The sequence below is a fragment of the Acidovorax sp. SRI_002 genome (assembly GCF_057586455.1).
In genome coordinates, this window is sequence record NZ_JBYCZW010000003.1 from 12,136 (window position 1) to 35,250 (window position 23,115).

The 23,115-nt window shown below is 65.4% G+C and carries 22 protein-coding genes; 11 read left to right on the plus strand and 11 right to left on the minus strand.

The features are described 5' to 3' along the window. Window positions 1–71: 71 nt before the first annotated feature. Window positions 72–1,085 carry a porin gene (locus AC2YJX_RS08215; RefSeq protein ID WP_057228604.1) on the minus strand — a complete coding sequence of 338 codons (1,014 nt, stop codon included), beginning with the start codon at window positions 1,083–1,085 and terminating at the stop codon, window positions 72–74. A gap of 787 nt (window positions 1,086–1,872) precedes the next feature. Here AC2YJX_RS08215 and AC2YJX_RS08220 point away from each other — a divergent pair. Together AC2YJX_RS08220 and AC2YJX_RS08225 are read left to right on the plus strand one after the other, a co-directional pair. Further along, window positions 1,873–2,556, plus strand: a complete 684-nt coding sequence (locus tag AC2YJX_RS08220) for a heavy metal response regulator transcription factor (protein WP_121507832.1) — start codon at window positions 1,873–1,875, stop codon at window positions 2,554–2,556. Continuing rightward, window positions 2,528–3,727 (plus strand): heavy metal sensor histidine kinase, encoded by a 1,200-nt coding sequence (locus AC2YJX_RS08225; RefSeq protein WP_487255764.1) that lies wholly within the window; start codon window positions 2,528–2,530, stop codon window positions 3,725–3,727. Before AC2YJX_RS08220 ends, AC2YJX_RS08225 begins: the two co-directional genes overlap by 29 nt. A gap of 38 nt (window positions 3,728–3,765) precedes the next feature. Here the strand turns inward: AC2YJX_RS08225 and AC2YJX_RS08230 are convergent, their stop codons facing one another. Next, entirely contained in the window at window positions 3,766–4,704 is a 939-nt protein-coding gene (locus AC2YJX_RS08230) for an amidohydrolase (RefSeq protein WP_487255765.1), read from the minus strand. Window positions 4,705–4,855: 151 nt separating this feature from the next. Then, window positions 4,856–5,545, minus strand: coding sequence for a dienelactone hydrolase family protein (locus AC2YJX_RS08235; RefSeq protein ID WP_055402028.1), 690 nt, complete (start codon window positions 5,543–5,545; stop codon window positions 4,856–4,858). Between the two features lie 115 nt (window positions 5,546–5,660). On the opposite strand from AC2YJX_RS08235, the gene AC2YJX_RS08240 reads away from it, so the two are divergent. The 3 genes from AC2YJX_RS08240 to AC2YJX_RS08250 all read left to right on the plus strand — a co-directional run bounded on the left by AC2YJX_RS08240 (window position 5,661) and on the right by AC2YJX_RS08250 (window position 8,089). Then, window positions 5,661–6,407 (plus strand): SDR family oxidoreductase, encoded by a 747-nt coding sequence (locus tag AC2YJX_RS08240; protein ID WP_487255766.1) that lies wholly within the window; start codon window positions 5,661–5,663, stop codon window positions 6,405–6,407. A gap of 168 nt (window positions 6,408–6,575) precedes the next feature. After that, window positions 6,576–7,211, plus strand: coding sequence for a MarC family protein (locus tag AC2YJX_RS08245; RefSeq protein WP_055402029.1), 636 nt, complete (start codon window positions 6,576–6,578; stop codon window positions 7,209–7,211). Window positions 7,212–7,360: 149 nt separating this feature from the next. Beyond that, window positions 7,361–8,089, plus strand: coding sequence for a response regulator (locus tag AC2YJX_RS08250; protein WP_487255767.1), 729 nt, complete (start codon window positions 7,361–7,363; stop codon window positions 8,087–8,089). Between the two features lie 205 nt (window positions 8,090–8,294). Here the strand turns inward: AC2YJX_RS08250 and AC2YJX_RS08255 are convergent, their stop codons facing one another. Further along, on the minus strand, window positions 8,295–9,557 hold the full coding sequence (locus AC2YJX_RS08255; RefSeq protein ID WP_431151577.1) for a porin: 1,263 nt from the start codon (window positions 9,555–9,557) through the stop codon (window positions 8,295–8,297). 439 nt (window positions 9,558–9,996) lie between these two features. On the opposite strand from AC2YJX_RS08255, the gene creC reads away from it, so the two are divergent. Continuing rightward, complete coding sequence (gene creC / locus AC2YJX_RS08260; protein WP_487255768.1) at window positions 9,997–11,463, plus strand: two-component system sensor histidine kinase CreC; 1,467 nt, start codon at window positions 9,997–9,999, stop codon at window positions 11,461–11,463. On the opposite strand, the gene AC2YJX_RS08265 is transcribed toward creC, so the two are convergent. Next, a complete protein-coding gene (locus AC2YJX_RS08265) occupies window positions 11,460–11,822 on the minus strand; it encodes a phosphopantetheine adenylyltransferase (protein WP_487255769.1) in 363 nt (120 codons plus the stop codon). The genes creC and AC2YJX_RS08265 overlap by 4 nt on opposite strands. Window positions 11,823–12,023: 201 nt before the next feature. On the opposite strand from AC2YJX_RS08265, the gene creD reads away from it, so the two are divergent. Then, window positions 12,024–13,505 carry a cell envelope integrity protein CreD gene (creD, locus tag AC2YJX_RS08270; RefSeq protein WP_487255770.1) on the plus strand — a complete coding sequence of 494 codons (1,482 nt, stop codon included), beginning with the start codon at window positions 12,024–12,026 and terminating at the stop codon, window positions 13,503–13,505. Beyond that, window positions 13,502–13,822, plus strand: coding sequence for a hypothetical protein (locus tag AC2YJX_RS08275; RefSeq protein WP_487255771.1), 321 nt, complete (start codon window positions 13,502–13,504; stop codon window positions 13,820–13,822). The genes creD and AC2YJX_RS08275 overlap by 4 nt, the downstream gene beginning before the upstream one ends. Before the next feature lie 88 nt (window positions 13,823–13,910). Here the strand turns inward: AC2YJX_RS08275 and AC2YJX_RS08280 are convergent, their stop codons facing one another. The 4 genes from AC2YJX_RS08280 to AC2YJX_RS08295 all read right to left on the minus strand — a co-directional run bounded on the left by AC2YJX_RS08280 (window position 13,911) and on the right by AC2YJX_RS08295 (window position 16,686). Next, window positions 13,911–14,957, minus strand: coding sequence for a sensor domain-containing diguanylate cyclase (locus AC2YJX_RS08280; RefSeq protein ID WP_487255772.1), 1,047 nt, complete (start codon window positions 14,955–14,957; stop codon window positions 13,911–13,913). 95 nt (window positions 14,958–15,052) lie between these two features. Further along, a complete protein-coding gene (locus AC2YJX_RS08285) occupies window positions 15,053–15,568 on the minus strand; it encodes a hemerythrin domain-containing protein (RefSeq protein WP_306555993.1) in 516 nt (171 codons plus the stop codon). Between the two features lie 198 nt (window positions 15,569–15,766). Further along, on the minus strand, window positions 15,767–16,348 hold the full coding sequence (locus AC2YJX_RS08290; protein WP_487255773.1) for a hypothetical protein: 582 nt from the start codon (window positions 16,346–16,348) through the stop codon (window positions 15,767–15,769). 119 nt (window positions 16,349–16,467) lie between these two features. Beyond that, on the minus strand, window positions 16,468–16,686 hold the full coding sequence (locus AC2YJX_RS08295) for a CsbD family protein (RefSeq protein WP_121507842.1): 219 nt from the start codon (window positions 16,684–16,686) through the stop codon (window positions 16,468–16,470). A 427-nt stretch (window positions 16,687–17,113) separates the two neighbouring features. Here AC2YJX_RS08295 and AC2YJX_RS08300 point away from each other — a divergent pair, with 427 nt between their 5' ends. From AC2YJX_RS08300 to AC2YJX_RS08310, 3 genes are all read left to right on the plus strand, one after another. Next, entirely contained in the window at window positions 17,114–19,126 is a 2,013-nt protein-coding gene (locus tag AC2YJX_RS08300; protein WP_431151572.1) for a DUF1800 domain-containing protein, read from the plus strand. A gap of 11 nt (window positions 19,127–19,137) precedes the next feature. Then, on the plus strand, window positions 19,138–20,583 hold the full coding sequence (locus AC2YJX_RS08305) for a DUF1501 domain-containing protein (protein WP_487255774.1): 1,446 nt from the start codon (window positions 19,138–19,140) through the stop codon (window positions 20,581–20,583). A 173-nt stretch (window positions 20,584–20,756) separates the two neighbouring features. After that, window positions 20,757–22,160 (plus strand): NAD(P)/FAD-dependent oxidoreductase, encoded by a 1,404-nt coding sequence (locus AC2YJX_RS08310; protein WP_487255775.1) that lies wholly within the window; start codon window positions 20,757–20,759, stop codon window positions 22,158–22,160. An 83-nt stretch (window positions 22,161–22,243) separates the two neighbouring features. Here the strand turns inward: AC2YJX_RS08310 and AC2YJX_RS08315 are convergent, their stop codons facing one another. Both AC2YJX_RS08315 and AC2YJX_RS08320 read right to left on the minus strand, forming a co-directional pair. Then, the gene (locus AC2YJX_RS08315; protein WP_487255776.1) at window positions 22,244–22,942 is read right to left on the minus strand and encodes an ABC-type transport auxiliary lipoprotein family protein; all 699 of its coding nucleotides are present in this window, start codon (window positions 22,940–22,942) and stop codon (window positions 22,244–22,246) included. A 12-nt stretch (window positions 22,943–22,954) separates the two neighbouring features. After that, complete coding sequence (locus AC2YJX_RS08320) at window positions 22,955–23,110, minus strand: hypothetical protein (RefSeq protein ID WP_487255777.1); 156 nt, start codon at window positions 23,108–23,110, stop codon at window positions 22,955–22,957. Window positions 23,111–23,115: the final 5 nt, after the last annotated feature.

The following is a 23,115-nucleotide window of genomic DNA, read 5'->3' on the forward strand; positions in this document are numbered from 1 at the left end:
GATGCGGGCCAATCATTTACCTTGGAGACAATTGCCCATCGCAATGGGCAAGAGGAAGACCGCCTGGGGCCTTAGAACGTGTGGCGCAGGCCGAAGTCCAGGCCCTTGGAGTTGTCACCTGCACTGGTCTTGGCACCGTTCAGTGCAAGCGCAGAACCGTTCTTGTTCTTCAGGTACGCGAAGGTGGTGTACAGGGCAGTGCGCTTGGACAGGTTGTGCACGTACCCCACGGCAAACTTGTTCGCCTGCACATTGGTGTCCTGAACGCTGACGCGGGACCACGAAGCGCGGACCAGACCAACGCTGCCCACGGGAGCCGTCGCGCCGATCATGTAGTGGCGAGCCTTCTCGTCGCGGGCCTTGGACTCATCCTGCCCAGCTTCAACCAGCAGCTTGGCCACACCGAAATCGTAAGAACCTCCGATGTTGGCATTCGTCACGTCGCCATACGCACCAAGGCTGGACACCGAGCCGTAGCTCACGCCCACATTGAGGGGGCCGTTTTCATAGCCAGCGCGCAACCCATAACCATTGCCGTCATTGGAGCCATTGGCGGCCTCGCCACGGTAGTACTGCACCTGGCCAAAGAACCCACCCAGATTCCTGGGCGTGAAGTACGACACGGAATTGCTGGTACGCGTCTGCATGGCGTAGCCGTAGTTGCTGCCCAGCGAAGTCGTCTTCAGAAGAGCGCCGACGCCGTTGTCGCCGAATGCGTCATAGATGTTGTTGTAGGTCGCAGTGAAATCACGGCCCAGGCGAACTTCGCCCCAGAGGTCATCCATCAGGCTGATGGTCGAGCGACGGTTGAAGTTGAAGGTGTTGCCGACGCCAGTACCGTCGTCCAGGTTGTAACCGGCTTCCAGCCAGAAGCCAGCCTTCATGCCACCACCAAGATCTTCAATACCTCGGAAACCGAGGCGGTTGGAAGCCAGACCACCGCTGCCCACGCTGGTCCGGTTCGTCTCACTGCCGCGGCCCACCTGAACCGCCACGTCGGCCACGCCAAACAGCGTGACAGACGATTGTGCATAAGAGGTTGCGCTGATGGCTGCAAGCACAGCCAATGTGGCGAATTTTTTCATGGTCATCCTTGTTAAGTGGGTTCAATCGGAGTCATGTCCCACGCCTTGTTGGCAGGACATGGTGCAAGCGTAGGCACTGCACCCTCGTGTCCACAGACCGCAGAGCGCAACCACGGGGGACACGCATGCGTCCCCCCCTCGGTTTGGGACAACGCCGTTTCACAGGTGCCACATTCCCTCCGAACTGAAAGGCTGTTGGCGATCCCCGGGAGGCACACAGCGGTTTGGCGGGATGGGTACGCCAGACACGGTGTGCAATAGATAGATAGCCTGGACTTGCAAAACCGCTGCAAAAGCAGAGACCGGCTGCAAACACCACGGCCCGAAAGGTTGCCGCGAAATCGGGTGAGGAGACACAACCGCTGATTGCGCAAGGGCTAGGGACCCTCTGCACCAATCACCGCGCCGTGTGCAGCTGCGGTCTCGGGCGGTCTGCGGCGTTGCAAATACTCGCAATAGCTGCGGCTATTGCTGCGTTTTGCGCCTTGCAGCCCATCCCGATCCGCAGCGCCCACTTGCCGCTCGATTCGTGCAGAGGATCCCTAGCGCAAACAGCGCACCCGAAGCATCCGCGAGGATCCTGGTCGCGCTCCAGACCAATCCTCCCGCGGGACCGCACACAAGCTCTCACGACTGTTCGTGAATTCGCAACAGTGCATTTCGATCCAGCAAGCTTCTCAAATCCACACGCACCTTCAACAATCCACCAAGGTCAATCCGCAGCTTCCCTCCATCCGTCTGCACTCCACCTTTTCTGTCCCTTGAGAAACCGCCGGGATCTCGTCACATGCGCTTGCTTTCCATTGAAGACGAACGATCAACCGCCGCTTACCTGCAAAAAGGCCTGACCGAGCATGGCCATGTTGTAGACACGGCGTTCGACGGTGTGGAGGGCCTGCATCTGGCCACCTCAGGGCACTACGACCTCATACTGCTCGACGTGGGGCTGCCGGGCGCCAGCGGCTGGGATGTGCTGCAGGGCATTCGCACACAGCAACAGACACCGGTGTTTTTCATATCGGGCCGCGACGAGGTCGAAGACCGCGTCAAGGGGCTCCTGCTGGGTGCCGACGACTACATGGTCAAGCCCTTTGCATTTTCCGAACTGCTGGCACGCATCCAGGTGGTCGCGCGCCGCCGTGCACCCATGTCCGCACCAGAGGGCGTGCTGCGCGTGGGCGAGCTGGAAGTCGATACTGCCCGCCGACGCGTCAAACGGGGCGCGCTGCGCATTGATCTCACCACCCAGGAGTTTGTTCTCCTGGACTATCTGGCCCGCCATGCCGGCCAGGTCGTATCGCGCACCCTGATCGCGCAGAACGTGTGGGACATGCACTTTGACAGTGACACCAATGTGGTCGATGTGGCGGTGCGCCGACTGCGGGCCAAGATCGACGAGCCCTTCGCCGAAAAACTCATTCACACCGTGAGGGGTGTCGGCTATGTCCTTGAGCCCCGGCACAACGCCTAAGGCGCGGTCCATTCTGCGGCGCTCTCTGCCCCTGAAGATCGCGCTGGCGATTTCTTTGATCACCCTGCTGTTGATCACGGCCAGCTTCTGGATGGTGATCTACCTGCTGGGCCAGGATTTCAACGACCTCCTGCCGCTGCTTGCCAGCAACGGAGGCATGGTCCATATCCCTGCAGAGGATTTGCACGCGCGGGGCCATGCCTTTGCCCTGCGCTCATGGCGTGTTTTTGCCATCACGCTGGGTGTCGGCGCGCTGGCCGCGAGCCTCTTCGCATGGTGCACCGCCAAGCTCATCCTGTCCTCGGCCCACCGCCTGGCCAACACGGCCAACCGCATCAGCGCCCAGGCCTTGCACGAACGGCTGGCCCCCGAGAACAACATTGCCGAGCTGGAACCCGTGGCCCGGGCGTTCAACAACATGCTCGACCGGCTCCAGGATTCCTTCACCCGCCTGTCGGGTGTGTCATCCGACATTGCGCACGATCTGCGCACTCCCATCCACCGCCTCCTGATGGTCGCGCAGGTCACGCTGGACCGCCCCCGCAGTGCGGAGGAATACCGTGCGGTGATCGAGTCGGCCGTTCCAACGTATGAGCGCATGGGGCGGATGATCGAGAACATCCTGTTCCTCGCGCGCGCCGAGAGCCAGCAAAGCGCCGTTCATGCCACCTTCATCCCGCTGGAGCAACGGCTAGGGGCCATCGCAGCCTTCTTCGAACTGCTCGCCCAGGAGCGGGGTTTGGAGCTGGCGCTCCAGGTAGACCAGAGCGCCCACGTCTGGGCTGATGACACCCTGCTCACCCGCGCCACCGGCAACCTGCTGACCAATGCCATTCGCCACGCCCGCCCAGGCAGCACGGTTTTGCTCTCAGGATCGGTGGCATCAAATGGCGGCTGCCATATTTCGGTCTCCAACGAGGGCGAACCCATCGCCCTCAAGCACCAGGCCAGGATTTTTGAACGCGCATACCGGGTTGAAAGTCCGAGCAACGAACAAGCGCCCGGCGTTGGCCTGGGGCTGGCCATCGTAAAAAGCACCATGGAATTGCATGGAGGCTTGGTCTACTTGCGCAGCGCCCCAGGCCATCCGACGGTGTTCACCCTGTGGTTCCCGCCACCACCGCCGCGTGCACCGGAGGCTGGGCCATCACGCGGGCGCATCAGCCGGTAGCACGGGGTGCGATCGGGCTGGGACCTTGGGTCGCAAGATCAGCGCGGCGCCTGGACGCCGAACAACCCCGCCCCGTTGTCCCACGCCACCTTGCGCGCCACATCGGTAGGCAATCGACCCAGCCACTGGCGGTAGCCCTGCATCAGGCTTTCGTAGTGCTGCCAGCGCTGGTTGACCCAGGTGTCCGAGCCGATCACGAAGCGCGTGGGGTACTTGAGCAGCAGCGCACGCCAGGCGGGGCACAGCTGGTTGTCGTCGCAGACCAGGCCCGGGCGGTACGAGAGTTCGCCCACCAGGCCGGGGTAGCGCGCCATCAGCGCATCCACCCGCTCCACGGGCGTACCGCCGATGCCGGTGTGGGCCCAGATCAGGCGGAGCTTCTGGCCCTTGGTGGGCGTGTGGGCCATCAGCAGGTCGATGGCCACATCGTCCACATGGGCCAGCACCACCAGGTCGCGCTCTTCGGCCAGGACCATCAGCTTCTGGGCCACGGGGCCGTTGGCGTTGGCGCTGTCGTACAGGTGGAACTCGCCAATGCCCCGGTACGGCCCGGCCGCCGTGCCGCGCGCCAGTTCGGTCTGCACCATGGTGTAGATGCTCTCGTCGGCAAACCAGCCGGTGTAGTCCGCCCGGTTGCGATACAGCCGCACAAAGGGCACGACGGTGACACCCGCCTCGCGCGTCTGCGGCAGGCCCGCCAGCGTGAGCGAACCCGCGTTGGGCCGCGAGTTGGCCACGATGGCGCGCACGCCGCTGGCCTTCATGCGCGCGAGCACATCAGCGGGCGGGTGGGGGCCGGTTTTGCCGTCCCACGCTTCCTCGTTGTAGTGCAGGTGCGCATCGAACAGGGGGCCGGTGTAGTCGGCCGCGTGGGCCTGAAATCCAAATGCTATTAAAACAATAGCTGCTATCGATTTACAGGCAACCGGTAGCGGCCAAATTTGCCTCAAAACCTGGATATACGTCGAACTCGCCATGGCGGTCTCCAAACATTGAGCAGTTCATCGCTGCGCCCTGGCGCCTGCAATGGGCGCGCCCCCGCCAGAGACGCCAAGCAAGGGCCGCCCCGCAGCGAGGGCGTCGTCCCCCCTGGGGGAAGGCGCGCAGCGACTCAGGGGGGATTCCAATTCATGCGAGGTGCTTGTCGAAGAACGCCAGGGTGCGGTCGCGTGCCGTCATGGCCGCAGGCTCGTCGTAGCTGCCGCGCTGGTCGCAGTTGAAGCCATGGTCGGCGGCGTAGATGTGCACCTCGGCTCCCGGCTGCGCGCGGGCAAAGGCCTGCACGCTGTCCACGGGGATCCAGTGATCGCGCTCGCCAAAGTGAGCCAGCACAGGCACGCGCGGCTGGCGCGCAGCTTCGTCAGGGCTGGTCATGCCACCACCGTAATAGGGCACGGCGGCCGACAGGCCGGTGAGCGTACAGGCCGCGCGCCAAGTGAGAAGCCCACCCCAGCAAAAGCCCACGATGCCCACCTTGCGGCCGCTTTGCGCGGCGGCGTAGTCGATGGCGGCCTGGATGTCGGGCATCACGCCAGGGGCGGGCAGCGCCTCCACCGCCGCTTTCAGGCCCATGCCAGCCTGCATGTCGTCGCCGGTGTAGCCCAGGTCCACGCCGGGTTTCACGCGGTGGAATGTCGAAGGCGCCACCGCCAGGTAGCCACGCGCCGCAAAGCGGTCGGCCACGGCGCGAATGTGGGAGTTCACGCCAAAAATTTCCTGCAGCACCACCACGGCGCCACGCGGTGCGGCATCGGGCTGGGCCACCCAGGCCGGAAATACAAAACCGTCACCCGAAGTCAGATCGACAAACTGTCCCATGCTGCAATCTCCTTGATAAAAATGCGCCGGAGTGGAGGTGTGCCTGCTGCAAACCGCTGCCCGCAGCACCCAGAACCTGTTCCAATGCGCCATTCTTGCAGGAGACCCCGATTTCATGGACAAGATCGTCTTAATCACCGGCGCCAGCCGAGGCATTGGCGCCGCCACCGCCCAACTGGCCGCGCGCCAGGGCTGGGCGGTGGCGGTGAACTACCAAGGCAACCAGGCCGCCGCCGATGCAGTGGTGCAGCAGATCCGCGCCGCAGGCGGCACCGCGCTGGCCGTGCAGGCCGATGTGGCTGACGAGGCCCAGGTGCTGACCATGTTTGCCACCGTGGATACACAACTCGGCCGCATCACCGCCCTGGTGAACAACGCGGGCGTGGTGGACACCACACAGCGGGTGGACGAAATGAGCGTGGCGCGCCTGCGCCGCATGTTCGATATCAACGTGATCGGCAGTTTCATCTGCGCCCGCGAGGCCGTGCGCCGCATGAGCACGCACCATGGCGGCGCTGGCGGGGCCATCGTCAACGTCTCCAGCGCCGCGTCACGCCTGGGTTCGGCCCACCAGTATGTGGACTACGCGGCGGCCAAGGGCGCCATCGACACCTTCACCATCGGCCTGGCGCGCGAGGTGGCGGCAGAAGGCATCCGTGTGAACGCCGTGCGCCCGGGCCTGATCGAGACCGACATCCACGCCAGCGGCGGCCTGCCCGACCGCGTGCGCGACCTGGCCCACCAGGTGCCCATGCAACGCGGCGGCACGGCCGAAGAAGTGGCCGAAGCCATCGTATGGCTGATGTCGGATGCGTCGCCCTACACCACCATGTCATTGCTTGAAGTCTCTGGAGGAAGGTAATGAAGCACCCCCTGAGTCGCTTCGCGCCTTCCCCCTCTCTCGCTTCGCTGCGCGAAGCGGGAGGGGGACGCCCCCAGCGCGGCGGGGCGGCCCTTGCGCGGGGGCACTGGCCTCGACAGCGCCAAGTCGAAAATCTATGGGCGACAAGCTTCAAAACGGAAAACTAGTATGGATCTCAAACCGCTCATCACCCTGCTCGCCATCGTGAACCCGCTGGCCATCGTGCCATTTTTTATCCACTACACGCAGGGCTTTTCGTACCCGCAGCGGCGACGCACCATCCAGGTGGCCAGCTTCAGCGTGTTCTGTGTGATTGCGGCCTGTGCGCTGCTGGGCCTGCAGATCCTGGACTTCTTCAATATCTCGCTGCAGAGCTTTCAGGTGGGCGGCGGAATGCTGCTGCTCATCAGCGCGATGAACATGCTCAACGCCCAGCCCGCTGAGGCCAAGCCCAGCACCAATGAGTACGAAGAAGGGGCCGAGAAGGCAGCAGCGGGCAGCAGCATTGCCGTGGTGCCGCTCACCATCCCGCTGCTCACCGGCCCGGCCAGCATGTCCACGGTGGTGATTTATGCCGACCGCGCACAGACCTTCTGGCAGCACGCGGCGCTGGTGGGCTACGGAGTGGTCATCGCGCTGGCCACGGCCGTGTGTTTTGCGCTGGCCGACCCGATTGCACGCGTGCTGGGCAAGACCGGCATCAACGTGATGACCCGGCTGATGGGCCTGATCCTGGCCGCCCTGGCCGTAGAGGTGATGGCCGACGGGTTGGGTAAATTGTTCCCCATCCTCGTTGCACGCTGACATGGAATACCCCCTGAGTCGCCTACGGCGCCTTCCCCCAAGGGGGACGACGCCCTCACTGCGGGGCGGCCCTTGCTCGGCGTCCCTGGCCTGCGCCGCGCCAGTTGCGTTGTCTGCGCGGGGTGCGCAGCACCGGGGATGATTGAGGCATGTCTGCCAAACTCCTTTTGCTCGAAGACGACCCCGCCATCGCCCGCACCGTGGCCTATGCGCTGGAGCGCGATGGCCTGACCGTCACGCACAGCCTGCTGGTACACGATGCGCGCCAGCAACTGCAGCGCGCCCGTTTTGACCTGCTGGTGCTGGACGTGGGCCTGCCCGACGGCAGTGGACTGGACCTGCTGCGCGACGTGCGCAACGCTGCGCCCACGGCCGCCCTGCCCGTGCTGATGCTCAGCGCCCACGGCGAAGAAATCGACCGCGTGCTGGGCCTGGAGCTGGGCGCGGACGACTACCTGACCAAACCCTTCAGCCCCCGCGAACTGGCGGCGCGCGTGAAGGCGCTGCTGCGCCGAGCGGGCAACGGGAACGGCAATGGCCACCCGGCAACGCCCACCGCCACGGCCTCCGCGCTGTTCCTCGACGACGAGACGGGCCAGCGCATCAGCCTGCGCGGCCAGGCCCTGCCGCTGACCCGGCGCGAATACCGCCTGCTGTCCCACCTGTTGCGAGGCGCAGGCCGCATTCATTCGCGCGACGCGCTGCTGGCCGCTGCCTGGGGCGACGACAGCGAGAGCACCGACCGCACGGTGGACACCCATATCAAGACCCTGCGCGCCAAGCTGCGCGAGGTGGACCCGGGGCGCGAGTACATCAGCACGCACCGGGGCATGGGGTATTGCATCGATATTTATAACCCCATTGGCCCCAGTCGATGACATCACACGCACTCATAGGTAGAGCGGGCCCTTGCAAGGCATCCCGCCCCCAGCAGGCGCGAGCACTGGCGTGCAGGCCACGGCCGCATGCCACCGAAAACTGAGAAATGCTCGGGCCGGAGGGCTGGACAGGCGGACTATCTGGCGGGGTAGCGTGTAGGGCCTGAGCGGCGCAGCACACGGATGCCCTCCGCTCTGCAAGCCCTCAGAAACGGTGGCGAATCGACAGTGCCAGGCTATTGACGTCTTTTCCGGGCGCTGCCGCAACGCCACCCAGAAATCCGTTGCCGCCCAACATGTCTTGCGACGTGTTTTTGTTGTTCAGGTGTGTGAGTACGGCATTCAGGTCGGTGCGCTTGGACAGTGCATAGGTGTAAGCCACCCCATACGACGCGCGATCCGCATTGAACGGGCGTTTGTCGTTCATGTTGTTGTAGGCCACGGTCACGGCGTGCACGCCGCTGGTGATGCGGTAGCCAACCTGGAACAGGCGTGCGTCTTGCCGGAAACCCTGAATGAAGGCGTTTTGCACCAGACCGGCCACTGGTGCCGTGGCCGGGTTGGCAGACAGGACGGCGGAAATGCCGGACAGGTTGGTGGGATGGTCGTCCTTGATGACACTGAATTGGCCCGACAGGGTGCCCGGCCCGACATCCAGCGTCGCGCCGAGGACAGCGGTCGTCAGCGACTTTTCACCCAGTTCGTTGTTGCGTGTGTTGTAACCGCCGCCGAACGAATAGCCGTTGCCGTTGTACATGGCCATGGCACCCCACAGCCGCCCCGCGCTCGACCGACCTGCGACTTCCCCGGCTGCGTACATCGCGGTGGCGGTGAATCCGTTCAATTGCAGACCGTACTGGAGTGAGTTGCTCACGCGGATATCGAACGAAGCCGGAATCGCCACCAACTGTCCCAGTGACAGGCTGGACTCGGTCTTCATCGCGTCAAAGTTGGCGTTGGCCAAGTAGCCCGGTGTGTACTGTCGCCCGAATGTGAAGGCACCGAACGGGGTGATCAGACCAGTGAACACTTGCCGATCAAAGAAGTTGTTGCCCAAGTTGACGCCCACGGAATTGCCGATCTGGGCGGCCACTGCGGACACAGCAGGCTGAAGCGCAGCGGGCAGGCCCAACGATCCAGCGTTGCTGAGTCGGTCCGGCAGCCGCCCTTGGGAAATGGGGCGGTTGCCCAGTGCGCCGGTGTCAGCTTCGAGCCGCGATTCGAGCGTGAAGACGGCGCGGTATCCACCGCCCAGGTCTTCATTTCCCTTGAATCCGAGGCGCGAACCTTGCATGTTCCCACTGGTAAGGCTGGTCTTAGAGCCGCCGGGTGCTCCGGTGACATGGTGGATGCCAACGTCGACGATGCCGTACATCGTCACACTGCTCCCGTCAGCCGCGCTTTGCGCCATGCCAAACGACGAAAAGCACCCAAGCACGGCCGCTGATAGGGCACGCATTTTGTTCATAACTTGTCTCCTGTTGCTGCATGAAATTGGCAGAAGCCCGCGCCACACCGTGGGCAGCTCCGGGTTCAGCCTAGGTGACATGTCTCAAGCGGTAACAGCGGGTAGCACGGGATCGCTGGAGCAGCCCGGTCGCAACGATCTGTTTTCGAGCGAAAACGTTGCGCGTTTGCAACTCTTGTGGGCCGCGCAACAGGCTTTGCGTCCCCACGGTGCATCCCGTGCCAGATGGCAAGGACTGGGTCGCAGCATCACGCACAGGAAGCCCGCAACTCGCTTCCTGGCCAAATTCACCTTGCGATTCAACCGCCTGTACGATCTGACCAGCATGTCCGCCAGGCGTGCTACGCACTGCCCGTCCCCCACATCGACTTGCTCCATACCGATACTCAGCGCTTCTGAGACGCTTTGCCGGTCAAGATTTTTTTAAGAGAACTGCCCCATGCGCCTGGGCATCCGCCTGCTGTTCGCCTTCTTCCTGATCAACGGCATCGCCGCGTTTTTTGTGCTGCGCGTGTTCATGGCCGAGATCAAACCCAGCGTGCGCGAGGTGATGGAGGACATGATGGTGGACACGGCCAACATCCTGGCCGAGCTGGCCAGCGAAGACCTGGCCGCCGGGCGGTTGGCTGCGGGGGCTGACAGCAGCAGCACCAGCCCGTTTGCGCAGCATGTGCGCCGCTACGCCACGCGGCCCATCGATGCAGCGATCTGGGGTTTCTCCAAGCAGTCACTGGACTACCGCATCTATGTGACCGACACCACGGGCCGCGTGCTGTTCGACTCGGAGAACCGCGCCATCGGCGCCGACTACTCGCAGTGGCGCGACGTGGCCCGCACGCTGCGGGGCGAGTACGGCGCACGCTCCACGCGCGATGTGGAAGACGACGATACCAGCGGCGTGATGCATGTGGCGGCGCCCATCTACGTGAAAGAACAGATTGCAGGCGTGCTGACGGTGGCCAAACCCACCCGCACCGTGCAGCGCTTCATCGACCGCGCCGAGCGCAAGGTGTTCATGGGCGGCCTTTTGCTACTGGCGCTCTCGGCCGCCGTCGGCGTGGCCGTGACGCTGTGGATGGTGTGGAACGTGCGCCGTCTGCGCGACTACGCCTTGAGCGTGCAGGGCCCGGCCGATGGCGAGCGCCATGACCCCGGCGCCCCGCCCACCACGGCCCTGGCCGTGCCCGAGGTACCGGGCGAGCTGGGCGACCTGGCCCGCGCCATGGACCGCATGCGTGCCCGGCTGGAGGGGCGCGATTACATCGAGGGCTACGTGCGCGCACTGACGCACGAACTCAAAAGCCCCGTGGCGGCCATCCGGGGCGCGGGCGAGCTGCTGCAGGACGAGCTGCCCGCTGCCGACCGTGCCGAATTTGCGACCCAGGTGGTGCAGCAAAGCGAGCGCCTGCAGCGCATCATCGACCGGCTGCTGGAGCTGTCCAAACTGGAGCAGCGCCACCATGCCGAGGGTCGCGCGCCTGTGGCCCTGCAGGCCTGCGCCGAGGCCGCCATCGGCCAGACACGCGCCCGTGCTGCGCAACGCGGCATCATGCTGGCCCTGTCCGGTACGGGCAGCAACGGCCCCTGGGAGGCCGAGCTGGTGACCATGGCACTGACCAATCTGCTCGACAACGCCATCGACTTTGCGCCCGCAGGCAGCACGGTGCAGGTGGAGCTGGACGGCGCCACCGTGGCCGTGCGGGACAGCGGCCCCGGCGTGCCCGACTACGCCCTGCCCCGCCTGGGCGAACGCTTCTTCACCACCGCGCGGCCAGGCGGCGAGCGCAGCGGATCGGGCCTGGGGCTGGCCATCGTCAAGCGCGTGATGGCGCTGCACGGGGGGCTGATGGTGGTGCGCAATACCGCGCCCGGGTTGCGCGTGGCGCTGGAGTTTCCCGCCAGTTAGTGCGAGCGGCGCAGGTGTAGAGCGAGCCCCACCACCAGCAAGGCCAGTGCCACCCCATCCACCCGCACGACCGTCACCAGCGGGGCGCTGATCGCGCTGCCCCGCTGCAGCCACGACAGCAGGAGAAACGACACCACGCTCACCAGCCCCGCCACCAGGCCCAGCCGATGCAGTTCGGGGCGCAGGGCTGCATAGCCCATGAAGGCGGCCAGCAGCCCGAAAAGCACGGCCCGGTGCCGCAACAGCAGCTCCACGCCTGCATCCTGCACCGGGGTGCCGTACAGCTGCGCCAGCTTGCCCGCCCCGAGCACGCCCACCAGCGGCAGGGCATGGACCACCGCCACCAAGACCAGAATCAACGGAACCCCATAGCGCATGCCGCCCCCTAAAACGTGTTTCTTTTAGCCATGTGCCGTTTGTAGGTGCAAGGAGTTCGGCCGTCGATGACCTGACAGGTCATGCCGACACAACGCCCGACTTCACACTGGCCTCACAAACTTCATAACGCCCTCACACCGGGCCCCAACACTGCCTCCACAACATCATTTGTGGAGGATCTCTTGCTCAAACACCCCTTGTTCACCAAACTGGCAGCGCTGGCCGCCATCACCGTGCTGCTTCTCTTTGGCCTCGGCATGATCGAAGACGTGGTGCGCGACCGGTTGCGCTACCGCAGCATCACCGCCCAGAGCGTGGCCGAAAGCCTGGCCGGACCGCAGACGCTGATGGGCCCGATGATCCACAGCGCCTGTGTGGAGAGCTGGGAGGTAGAGACCGGCAAGGGCGACGAGCGCCGCATGGTGGAGCAGCGCCGCGAGTTCCTGCTGACCGCCATGCCCGAGCAGCTCAAGCTCAGCACCGGCGCCGCGATGGAAGAGCGTGCGCGCGGCCTGCACAAGGTGAACACCTTCAACCTCAAGGCCCACGTGACGGCGCAGTGGGGGCCGCTGGCGAGCCTGGTGCCGCAAAGCAGCATGAAAAACTCGCGGATGCACTGCGGTGCGCCCATCGTCATGATGGCCGTGGGCGACGCGCGTGGCATCCGCACCGCGCAGTTCACCCTGGATTCGCAGACCCTGGCCCTCAAGCCCGGCACCTTCCACCCCACCTACAGCCGGGGCCTGCATGCGGCACTGCCAGAATCGGTGCGCGGCAAGGCCGACGGACTGACCGCCACGCTGGACCTGGAACTGGTGGGCACCGAACGCCTGGCCTTTGTGCCGCTGGGTGGCAACACCGAGGTGCAGATGACCAGCAGCTGGCCCCACCCGTCGTTCGGGGGCCGCTTTCTGCCGTCGGAGCGCGAGGTCAAGAAGACCGGTTTTGCGGCCCAGTGGCGCCTGTCGTCGCTGGCCACCACGGCGCAGGCCGACATTGCCAACGGCAAACGCATCTGCCTGGGCGGCACAGACGATGGCGGCCACAGCGACTATGTGCCCGGAGGCGCCACCCCCGGCGACTGCGCCGACAGCTTCAGCGTGGCCTTCATCGACCCGGTGAACCCCTATTCCCTGTCGGACCGCGCCACCAAATATGGCGTGCTGTTCATTGCCCTCACCTTCGTGGCCGTGGGCCTGTTCGAACTGATGAAGAAGCTGCGCGTGCACCCGGTGCAGTACCTGCTGGTGGGCAGCGCGCTGTGCAGCTTCTTCCTGCTGCTGGTGAGCCTGTCGGAGCACCTGCCGTTCGGCGTCTCGTACGCCGTGGCCGCCAGCGCCTGTGTGCTGCTGCTCGCCTACTACGCCAGCCACATGCTGGGTGGGCTGGCGCGGGGCATCCCGCTCGGAGGGGGCATCGCGGTGCTGTATGGCCTGCTGTATGTGCTGCTGCAGCTGGAGCAGACGGCCCTGGTGGTGGGTGCCATTGCGCTGTTCCTGGTACTGACCGCTGTGATGGTGCTGACGCGCAAGGTGAACTGGTACGGCCTGTCGCAGGGCAACACCCCGCCCCGCCGCCCGATGGCGCCACCGGAGGTGCGCCCTCCCACCCCACCGGCTGCGCGCCCCGCCACGCCCCCTACACCGCCGGTGAGCGCTGTATGACAACGCGCACCACGCCCTTGTCCTGGGCACAGCACCTCACCGGCCCGGCCGCAGGCGCTGCCGCGCACCCGCCCACCCTGACGCTGGCCGAGGCGCAGCGCGTGCAGCGCCACCGCGACCAGCTGATGGCGGCCCTGCGGGCGCAAGACCGGGTGGCGCTGGTCTGCGCCAAGCAGCAGGTCCTGGAGGCTGCGTTCTGCCCGCGCAGCGATGCCAACCCCGTGGGTGCGCAGGATTCACCCGCCGTGCGCCGGGCCCTGCGGGATCTTTCATGGCGCATGGCTGCGCTGATACTGCCCCGCACCGCAGGGCACTGAAGCAGCGTCGAAATATTGAAAGAATATGGCCCTAGCGCTTTACTGACAAGCGCTAGCAGCTATCAAAATTAAAGCAACTCAGCTGCATCTACACCACCACGGTGCGGTTGCGGCCTTCGCGCTTGGCTGCGTAGAGCGCTGAATCCAGCGCGCGAAGGGTGATGTCGAGAGGGCGCAGGGGATCGAAGTTGGACAGTCCCATGCTCACGGTCAGCGCCAAGGGCGGCATCACCCCCGGCACCGGGTGGGTGGTCAGCGCGTCATGCACACGCTGCGCCACCGCCTGGGCCTGCTCCACCCGGGTAGCAGGCAACAGGGCCAGAAACTCCTCGCCGCCCCAGCGGCTCACCATGTCGGCCGCGCGGAACACATCGCGGCAGAGCGTGGCAAAAAGCTGCAGGGCCTGGTCGCCCACATGGTGGCCATGCACGTCGTTGACGCGCTTGAAGTGGTCGATGTCCATCATCAGCAGGCAGGCGGGTTCGCCGTCGCGCCGCAAAAGGGCCTGCTCCTGCAAAAGGCGCGCGGTGAACGAGCGCCGGTTGGCCAGGCCGGTCAACACATCGGTATGGGCCAGCACGGCCATCTGGCGGCGCGCTTCTTCCAACTCCACCAGCATCTGGCCCTGGCGGTCGTTGGCGCGCTTGAGCTCCAGCAGGCGGATCACCTGGCGCGCCAGCGCACACAACATGTCCTGGGCCTTATGGGACAGATGGCGCGGCCGGTTGTCCAGCACGCAGAGCGTGCCCAGGGCATAACCATCGGGCGTGACCAGCGGCGCCCCGGCATAGAAGCGGAGCGGATTTTCTTGGGTCACGATGCTGAAGTGCGCAAAACGCGCATCCTTCGCCAGGTCGGGCACGATGAAAACGCCGGGCTGCCGCACGGCGTAGCGGCACACGGACTGGTCCAGCGGGGTTTCCCGCAGCGGGAGCCCCACTGAGGCCTTGAACCACTGGCGGTGGCTGTCGAGCAGGCTGATCAGGGCGACTGGGGCTTCACACACATGGGCCGCAATCCCTGCCAGGTCGTCGTAGGCGGGCTCCATCGGCGTGTCGAGAATGCCATAGCGCTGCAGGGCTTGGAGACTTGCGGCCTCGTCGTACAGAGCCACAGGGGAATAGGTTTCGGCCATGAAGCACAGCGGTCATGCCGCCCACTTGCCTAGAGACTTGGCAGCATGCCACACCGGCGCGGCCTGCGCACGGGGGTAAGAGCCTGTTGACGCTCTCAGGCCATTGCCGCTGGCTCGGTGGCGGCAACACCGGCCGAGGTGTCGGAGCAGGTCGATCCACCACAGCCCTGGATCAGTTCGCCCGGCAACGCGTGCGGCGCGTGCACCACGCCCGAGACCGGGTCAAAGCCCACACGGCGCAAGTGCAGGGCCAGCGCAGCGTCCATGCTCTGGGCGTGCTGCGGAAACCACAGCGCCAGTTCGCTGGCCATCACACGCAGCACTTGCAGGTCGCCTTGCTGGGCCCTCACCACCCCTTCGCGCATGACCTGCAGCACCACCCGGTGCTGCATGCTGTGGCAGTTGCCCGAGGCAAAACGGGTGGACGCCATCCAGGCGTCCTCCTGCGCAAAATGGTGATCGGTGTGCTCCACGAGCGCATGCCAGGTCGAGAGCAGCTGCGCATCGTCGGCCCGGTCCACGGCGGCCAGCAGGTCCACGAATTCGCGGTGGGTGTCGTCCATCAGGGGCAGGTCCAGGGCCAGCGCGTCCGACCATTCGAGTTGTGCCATGGGAATCCCTTTGCAGCGAGACAAAAACAGGGCTCGAGCTTAGGCCGCCAGCCACCAGGGCGTGTTGATGCAGGTCAGTTCGGCATCAACCGCTCAGCACCATCCGGACCCCACAATAAAAAATGCCCCGCACGGGGCGGGGCATTGTGAAGACTGCCAGCGGCTGGGAGTACCGGCCACTGAGAGGTCCCCAGCGGATCAGCTCTTGCCGTACATGCGCTTCATGTCGTCCACACACTTGGACTTGGCATCACCCGACAGCGTATCGCAGCGCTCCTTGGCGGCCTTGTAGTTGGCGTCGTTCTTTTCTGCGTTGGCATCCTTGCGGGCCTCTGCCACGGCGGCGCCCTTTTCGGCGGCGTTGTCAGCAGGCTTGGCCTGCGCTGCGGCAACCTTGGCATCTTCCTTGGCCTTCACCTGGGCAGCCTTAGCGTCCTTTTCACAGACATCCTTTTCATTGCCCTTCAGGTCATCGCATTTTTCCTTGGCGACAGAGTAGGCAGCGTCAGCGCGGGCTTCTGCCACCTTCTGGGTGGCCTTGGGGCTCGGCTTGTACTGGGCTTCCAGTTCTGCCTTGGCCACATCTTCCTTGCCCTTGGCTTCCTTCACACAGACGTCCTTGGCGTTGGCCTTCAGGGCATCACACTTTTGTTTGTCGGCCTTGTAGTCGGCCGAGATGCGCTCCTTGGCGGCCTTGTGCTCGGGTTCGGTCATGGCGAAGGCAGAGGTTGCCAGCAGGCCAGCAGCCACGGATGCGATCAGAGTACGTGCGAATTTCATGGGTTTCTCCTCGGGATTGGGTGATTCAGGGGTGTGCAGCTGTCTGCACCAGGGTGCGGGAGCCGTCGTTTCCCGTGTTGCTGCAGGGCAGGGGCCGGGCCCCTGCGCCGGGCAACCGGTCAGTCGTTGAAGCGGAAGTCCGGGTGGCGTTCTTGCCATTCCTTGAGCTGCTTTTCGGCTGCGTCGCGGGCAATGCCCTGGCGCTCCTGCAACTTGCCCAGGAACTGTTCACGCTTGCCATCAATGACGTCAAAGTCATCGTTCGTGAGCTTGCCCCACTGTTCAATCATCTTGCCTTTGAACTGCTTCCAGTTGCCCTTGACGGTGTCTTCGTTCATGGTCTTCTTCCTTGCGGTTGTTTCGCTGCGGCCATGCCACCGATATGGCGGTAAACGGTGCCGGTCAGCGATGAGCCCACTGTAGAAACCCCGCGCCGCGCCACACGTAGGCAGTCAGAGGCAGAGAACGTCGGCCTGTGGACTACACCGATGCCAGACAAGCCGCTCAGGATCACCGCTCAAAAAACAGTGGGTGAATACGCCATAGTCGAAACCAGCCTCATTGGGTAAAAAGTTGCATTTGGTGACTTTTGTAGTCATTCATAACGATTTAGCCCGAGTGCCTCCCAGTTGCAAATCCATACACTTGATTCACCGGCCTTGGCACCTAGGGCAGAGCTACCAACGCAGACGGCCCGTGCACGCAATGCGTTGGAAGGCTCTACACAGGGTGTTGCTCGCGTGACAAACAACTAGCAGAACCACCATGACACTGTTGAAAGAGGAGCCTTGCGCAGCAGCGCCTGCCGAGGTTGCAGAGGGAATCGACACCACAAAGCCGGCTCCGCGCCCGGCCCCGTTGCCCAAGGAGGCCACGCTCGCCGCCCTGATGGCCAGCGTGGCGTTGGCGGCCTGTGGTGGTGGTGATGCGGCTGATGAAACCGTGAGCCCGCCCACGACGCCAACACCGGGCTCTGCGCCCCCCCCTGGCCCGGCACCGGCGCCTGGCCCGGCCCCCGCACCGGGTCCCGCCACGCCGCCCGCCCCAGGGCCTGCACCAGCACCCGGCCCCACACCCGCTCCAGGGCCTGCGACGCCGCCGCCCCCACCGCCAGCCCCGGGAGCTGGAAGCTACACCTACACACGGGCCGACACCGACCAGGAAGCAGCGCGGTTTCTCCTGCAAGCGCAGTTCTCGGCATCCACCGGCGAAATCGCCACCCTGCGCGCCAGCACCTACGACAGCTGGATCAACAACCAGTTCAGCCTGCCCGTCGGCACCAAAGGGTGGGACTGGCTGAACCAGCGCGGGTACAACACGGTGGACAACGCCACGTCGTACTACGACAACACCTACCCGGGCGACTACATGATCTGGCAACAGCTCATGACATCCAGCGACGGCTTGCGCAAACGCGTGGCACTCGCGTTGTCCGAGATCTGCGTGGTATCGCTCTCGGGCCTGGACTTCAGCTGGCGCAGCCATGCCATCGCCCACTACTGGGACCAGCTGGTTGCCAATGCCTTCGGCAACTTCCGCAAGCTGTTGGAGGACGTGACCCTCAATCCAGCGATGGGCTACTACCTCAACACGCGCGGCAACCAGAAGGAAAACCCCTCCACCGGCCGCCAGCCCGATGAGAACTATGCCCGTGAGATCCTGCAGCTGATGTCCATCGGGCTCGTGGAGCTGAACCAGGATGGCACGGCCAAGCGCAATGGCTCGGGCCAGGTGGTCGATAGCTATACGCAGAGCGACATCACCAACCTGGCACGCGTGTTCACAGGCTACGACTACGACCAGTCGCAAAATGCCCCGACCACTGTGCCTGGCACCACGCGCACCGTGCCCAGCACCCATTTCACGCGGCTGCCCATGGCACTCAACGAGTCGCGGCACTCCACGCTGGCCGCCACCTTCCTGGGCACCACGGTTGCCGCTGGCACACCCGGTGCGGCGGCGCTCAAAACGGCGCTGGACACCATCTTCAACCACCCCAACGTGGGGCCATTCATCGGCAAGCAGCTGATCCAGCGCCTGGTCACCAGCAACCCGTCACCCGGCTACATCAGCCGTGTGGCGGCCGCATTCAACAACAACGGCCTCGGCGTGCGGGGCGACCTGCGGGCCGTGGTCAAGGCTGTGTTGCTCGACGACGAAGCCCGTGCGCCCGCCGGGCTCACGGACCCCATGTTCGGCCGCCTGCGCGAGCCCATGCTGCGCTTTGTGCAGTGGGGCCGCACCTTTGGCATCGCGTCGCAATACGGCAGCTGGAAGATCGGCGACCTCAGCTCGGCCGGCTCGCGCCTGGCGCAGAGCCCGCTGCGCTCACCGTCGGTGTTCAACTTCTTCCGGCCAGGCTATGTGCCGCCTTCAACGGCATTGGCCACGGCCGGTGCCGTGGCGCCCGAGTTCCAGCTGGTCAACGAGAGCAGCGTGGGCGGTTACCTCAACTACATGCAGGGCGTGATCCGCAACGGCATCTTCGTGAACGCGCCAGACCTGCCCAACAACGGCAGCAACGGCAACAACGGCTTCGACATCAAGGCGGCCTATACCAACGAACTGGCCATCGTGGCCGATGCCGATGCGCTCGTGGACCGGATCAACCTGCTCATGACGGCTGGCCAGCTGTCTGCAGCCACCGTCAAGCTCATCGCAGACGCCCTCAAGACGACCCCCGTCACGGCGGCAAGCACGGACAACGCCAAACGTGACCGCGTGGCGGCCGCGATTTTCCTCGTCATGGCCTCGGCCGAATACCTGATCCAGAAATAAGGCGCGCCGCCATGCATCTCCTCCAACCCGACCTCCATTCCCGCCGCGCCTTCCTGCGCCGCTCGGCCCAGCTGGGCATGGCAGGCACCGCCCTGCCCTTTGCGCTCAATCTCGCCGCCGTGGGCGAAGCCGCAGCTTTCACGGCCACCGACTACAAGGCGCTGGTCTGCGTCTTCCTGTACGGCGGCAACGACTACGCCAACACCGTCATTACCTATGACGACGACAGCTACAACAAATACAGCGCCGCGCGCGGAGGCGGTGCCGGACAGACGGCGGGGGGCATTGCCCTGGCCAAGTCCGCCCTGACCCCCACCCTGCTCGCGCCCACCACGCCACTGGCCGGTGGGCGCCAGTACGCGCTGCACCCTGCCATGACCGGGCTGACCAACCTGTTCAACACCGGCAAGGCAGCCGTGCAGCTGAACGTGGGCCCCCTGGTGGTTCCACTCACGCGTGCGCAATACAGCGGCAGCAACCGTGCGCTGTACCCGCTGCCCCCCAAGCTGTTCTCGCACAACGACCAGCAATCGGTCTGGCAGTCGTCCTCGCCCGAAGGCTCCACCGTGGGCTGGGGCGGCAACATCGGCGACCTGGCGCTGTCCTCCAACGGCAGTTCGCTGTTCACCTGCATCTCCGTCACGGGCAATGCGGTGTTCCTCTCGGGCGACTCCGCGCTGCAGTACCAGGTCAGCACCAACGGTGCGATCCCGATCAACGGCGTCAAAAGCAATGTCTACGGCTCCACGGCCGTGCGCGCAGCGCTGACCTCGCTGATCCAGCAAACCAGCGGCCAGACGCTGGAGAACGAATACAACCGCGTCACCGCGCGGGCTGTGGGCGCCGAGGCTTCCATCACCTCGGGGCTGGCCGGTGTCACGCTGGCCACGGCCTTCCCCACCGGCAATTCGCTGGCCGACCAGCTCAAGATGGTCGCCCGCCTTATTGGTGCACGCACCGCATTGGGCAGCAAACGGCAGGTGTTCATGGTGTCGCTGGGCGGGTTCGACCTGCATGACAACCTGATCTCGCAGCAGCCCACGCTCATGCAGCGCGTCAGCGAAGCCATGACCGCGTTCTACAACGCCACGGTCGAACTGGGCGTGGCCGACAAGGTGACGGCGTTCACGGCCTCGGACTTCGGCCGCACGCTCAGCTCCAACGGCGACGGCTCGGACCACGGCTGGGGCAGCCACCATCTCATGGTGGGTGGCGCGGTCAAGGGCAAGGCCTTCTATGGCAAGGCGCCGCCGGTCAGCATCACCAACACTGCCGATGCCAACGACCAGTGGCATGTGGGCCAGGGCCGCCTGCTGCCCAGCACCTCGGTGGACCAGTACGCGGCCACGCTGGCCAGCTGGTTTGGCGTGAGCAACAGCGAACTGGCGGGCGTGCTGCCCAACCTGAGCCACTTTGGCGGGGCCGACTACCCGACCAACCTGGGTTTCATGGCGTGATGTGAGCCCCCCACTGAGCGGCTGCGCCACTTCCCCCCTCTCTCGTAGCGCTGCGCGCTGCGGGCGGGGGGACGCAGCCCTCGCTGCGGGGCGGCCCTTGCTTGGCTGCCCTTGCCCGGGAGGGCGCCCGTTTCACAGGCTGCCCGGAAGCTGCGAGCCCCAATAATGGGGGCATGACCACTTCTTCCGCTCCCTCGCCCCGCCCCCGTGTTGTCATCATCGGCTGCGGCTTTGGCGGCCTCGAAGCCGCCCGTGCGCTGCGCGGTGCCGCGCTGGATGTGACGCTCATCGACAAGACCAACCACCACCTCTTCCAGCCCCTGCTTTACCAGGTGGCCACGGCCGGGCTGTCGGCGCCGGCCATCGCTGCGCCCATCCGGCACCTGTTTCGGCAGCAGCCCAACGTCACGACTTTGCTCGGCGAAGTCACGCACATCGACGTGGCAGCGCGCACCGTGCATTTGAAGGACGGGCCCCACCCGTCTGCCCCCTTGCCCTACGACCACCTCATCGTTGCTGCAGGCGCCACCCACAGCTACTTCGGCCGCGACGACTGGGCACCCCATGCCCCGGGCCTCAAGACGCTGGACGATGCCTTCGAGATCCGCCGCCGCATCCTGCTGGCCTTCGAGGCGGCAGAAAAGGGAGCGGACCCCACCCGCCGCGCCGACTGGCTCAACTTTGTGGTCGTGGGCGCAGGCCCCACGGGCGTGGAGATGGCGGGCACGCTGGCCGAGATCGCACGCCACACACTGCCCGGCGAGTTCCGGCACATCGACCCGGCCAGCGCAAAAATCATCCTGCTCGAAGGCGGCCCCCGCGTGCTTCAGTCCATGCCCGAGGCACTGAGCCAGCGCGCCAGGGAGCAGCTCGAAAAGCTGGGCGTGGAAGTGCGCCTGAACGCCCGCGTCACCGCCATCGACAGCGACGGGTTGATGGTCGAATCGCCATCCAGCGTTCAACCAACAAGCGAAAACAGCTATCAAATCAAGAGCAAATGCATCATCTGGGCAGCCGGTGTGGCCGCCTCGGGGCTGGGCCGGCAGTTGGCCGAGGCCACCGCGTGCACCACCGACCGGGCGGGCCGCGTGGTGGTAGAGCCCGACCTGACGCTGCCCGGCCACCCGGAGATCAGCGTCATCGGCGACCTGGCTGCTGCCAAGAGCCATGCGCCCGGCCGCGAGCCCGCGCCCGTTCCCGGTGTATCACCCGGCGCCAAGCAGATGGGGCGCGCCACGGCCGCCAACATCCTGCGCCGCCTGGCCGGCCAGGCCACGCAGCCGTTTCGCTACCGCGACTACGGCAACCTGGCCACCATCGGCCGCAACTCCGCCGTGGTGGACCTCACCTCGCCCGCTGGGTCGGTGCGCTTTTCAGGCTACTTTGCGTGGCTGTTCTGGCTGTTCGCGCACGTCTACTTCCTGATCGGCTTTCGCAACCGCCTGGTCGTGCTGCTGGACTGGGCCTGGGCGTACTGGAGCTTTGCGCGCTATGCGCGGGTTGTAACGGGGATTGAGGGAAGCGCTAAATCCAACGGCGCAAAACAGGCAGAAACCGCCGCGCCGACACGTTCATAACCGGTGGGCGCCGCTGATCGCCACAAGGCGAGGCCTCGACAGACGACAGGCACCCACCGGGCTACACCCACCGCAGCGTCGGTCTACCGCCCCACCTGCTCCACCCACTCCGCCACTTCCTGCGCCACCTGAGTCGATGCATCGGCCAATGCAGCCACGCCGCCTGCTGCATCCGCACTGCGCGCCGGGGTGCGCACGGTGAACACGCGCTGGCCGCGCAGCGCTTCACCGCCCAGGGTCAGGTCCACCACCGTGGCACGCAGTCGCACCACGCCCGCGCTGTCCGAGGCGCTGGCAAACAGGTGGCTGAACTCTTCCAGCTCCACGCGCAGCACGGCTGGCAAGCGGCCGCCCTGGGCGGCGTCGCGCGCCTGGGCCGCGCCGTCGTCGGCCTTGAGGATGGCGCGGCGCTGGCCGAGCTGCTCGCGCAGGCGCTGCTGCAGCAACTGGGCGGGTGGCTGGCTCCAGCGGGCCTGGCTGTAGGGGCGCAGCTGCTGGGCGTCGGCGTAGGCCAGGCGGTAGAGCACGGCGTTGCTGCCCTCGGGCAGGCCCGGGGCCTCTACATCGGCCAGCGCCAACGGGGGCAAGGGGGCGCGGCGATCGCTGGGGGCCGTGGCGACCGGGCCGGGGCCAAAGTCGTAGAGCACGGGGCGCGAGGGCGGGCTGGGCAGCGCCGAGCAGCCTGCGATACCCAGCAGTCCCACAGCAAAAACTGAAACAAATAGACCTCTAGCGCCTGATGGAAAAGCGATAGCAGCTATGTTTTTAATAGTATTTTCCATCAACGCTTCTCCTCAGAAGGTGTGAATGAATCCGGCGTGCCCGAGCAGGCCGCCGAAACGCGGCCAGTCCAGGCGCAAAGCGCAGCCATAGCGCGGGCTATGGCGAGCATTTGCAACGACGAGCGGGTGTGTTTTGGGGAAATGAGCGGGCATGGTGGGTTCGTTCACACCTT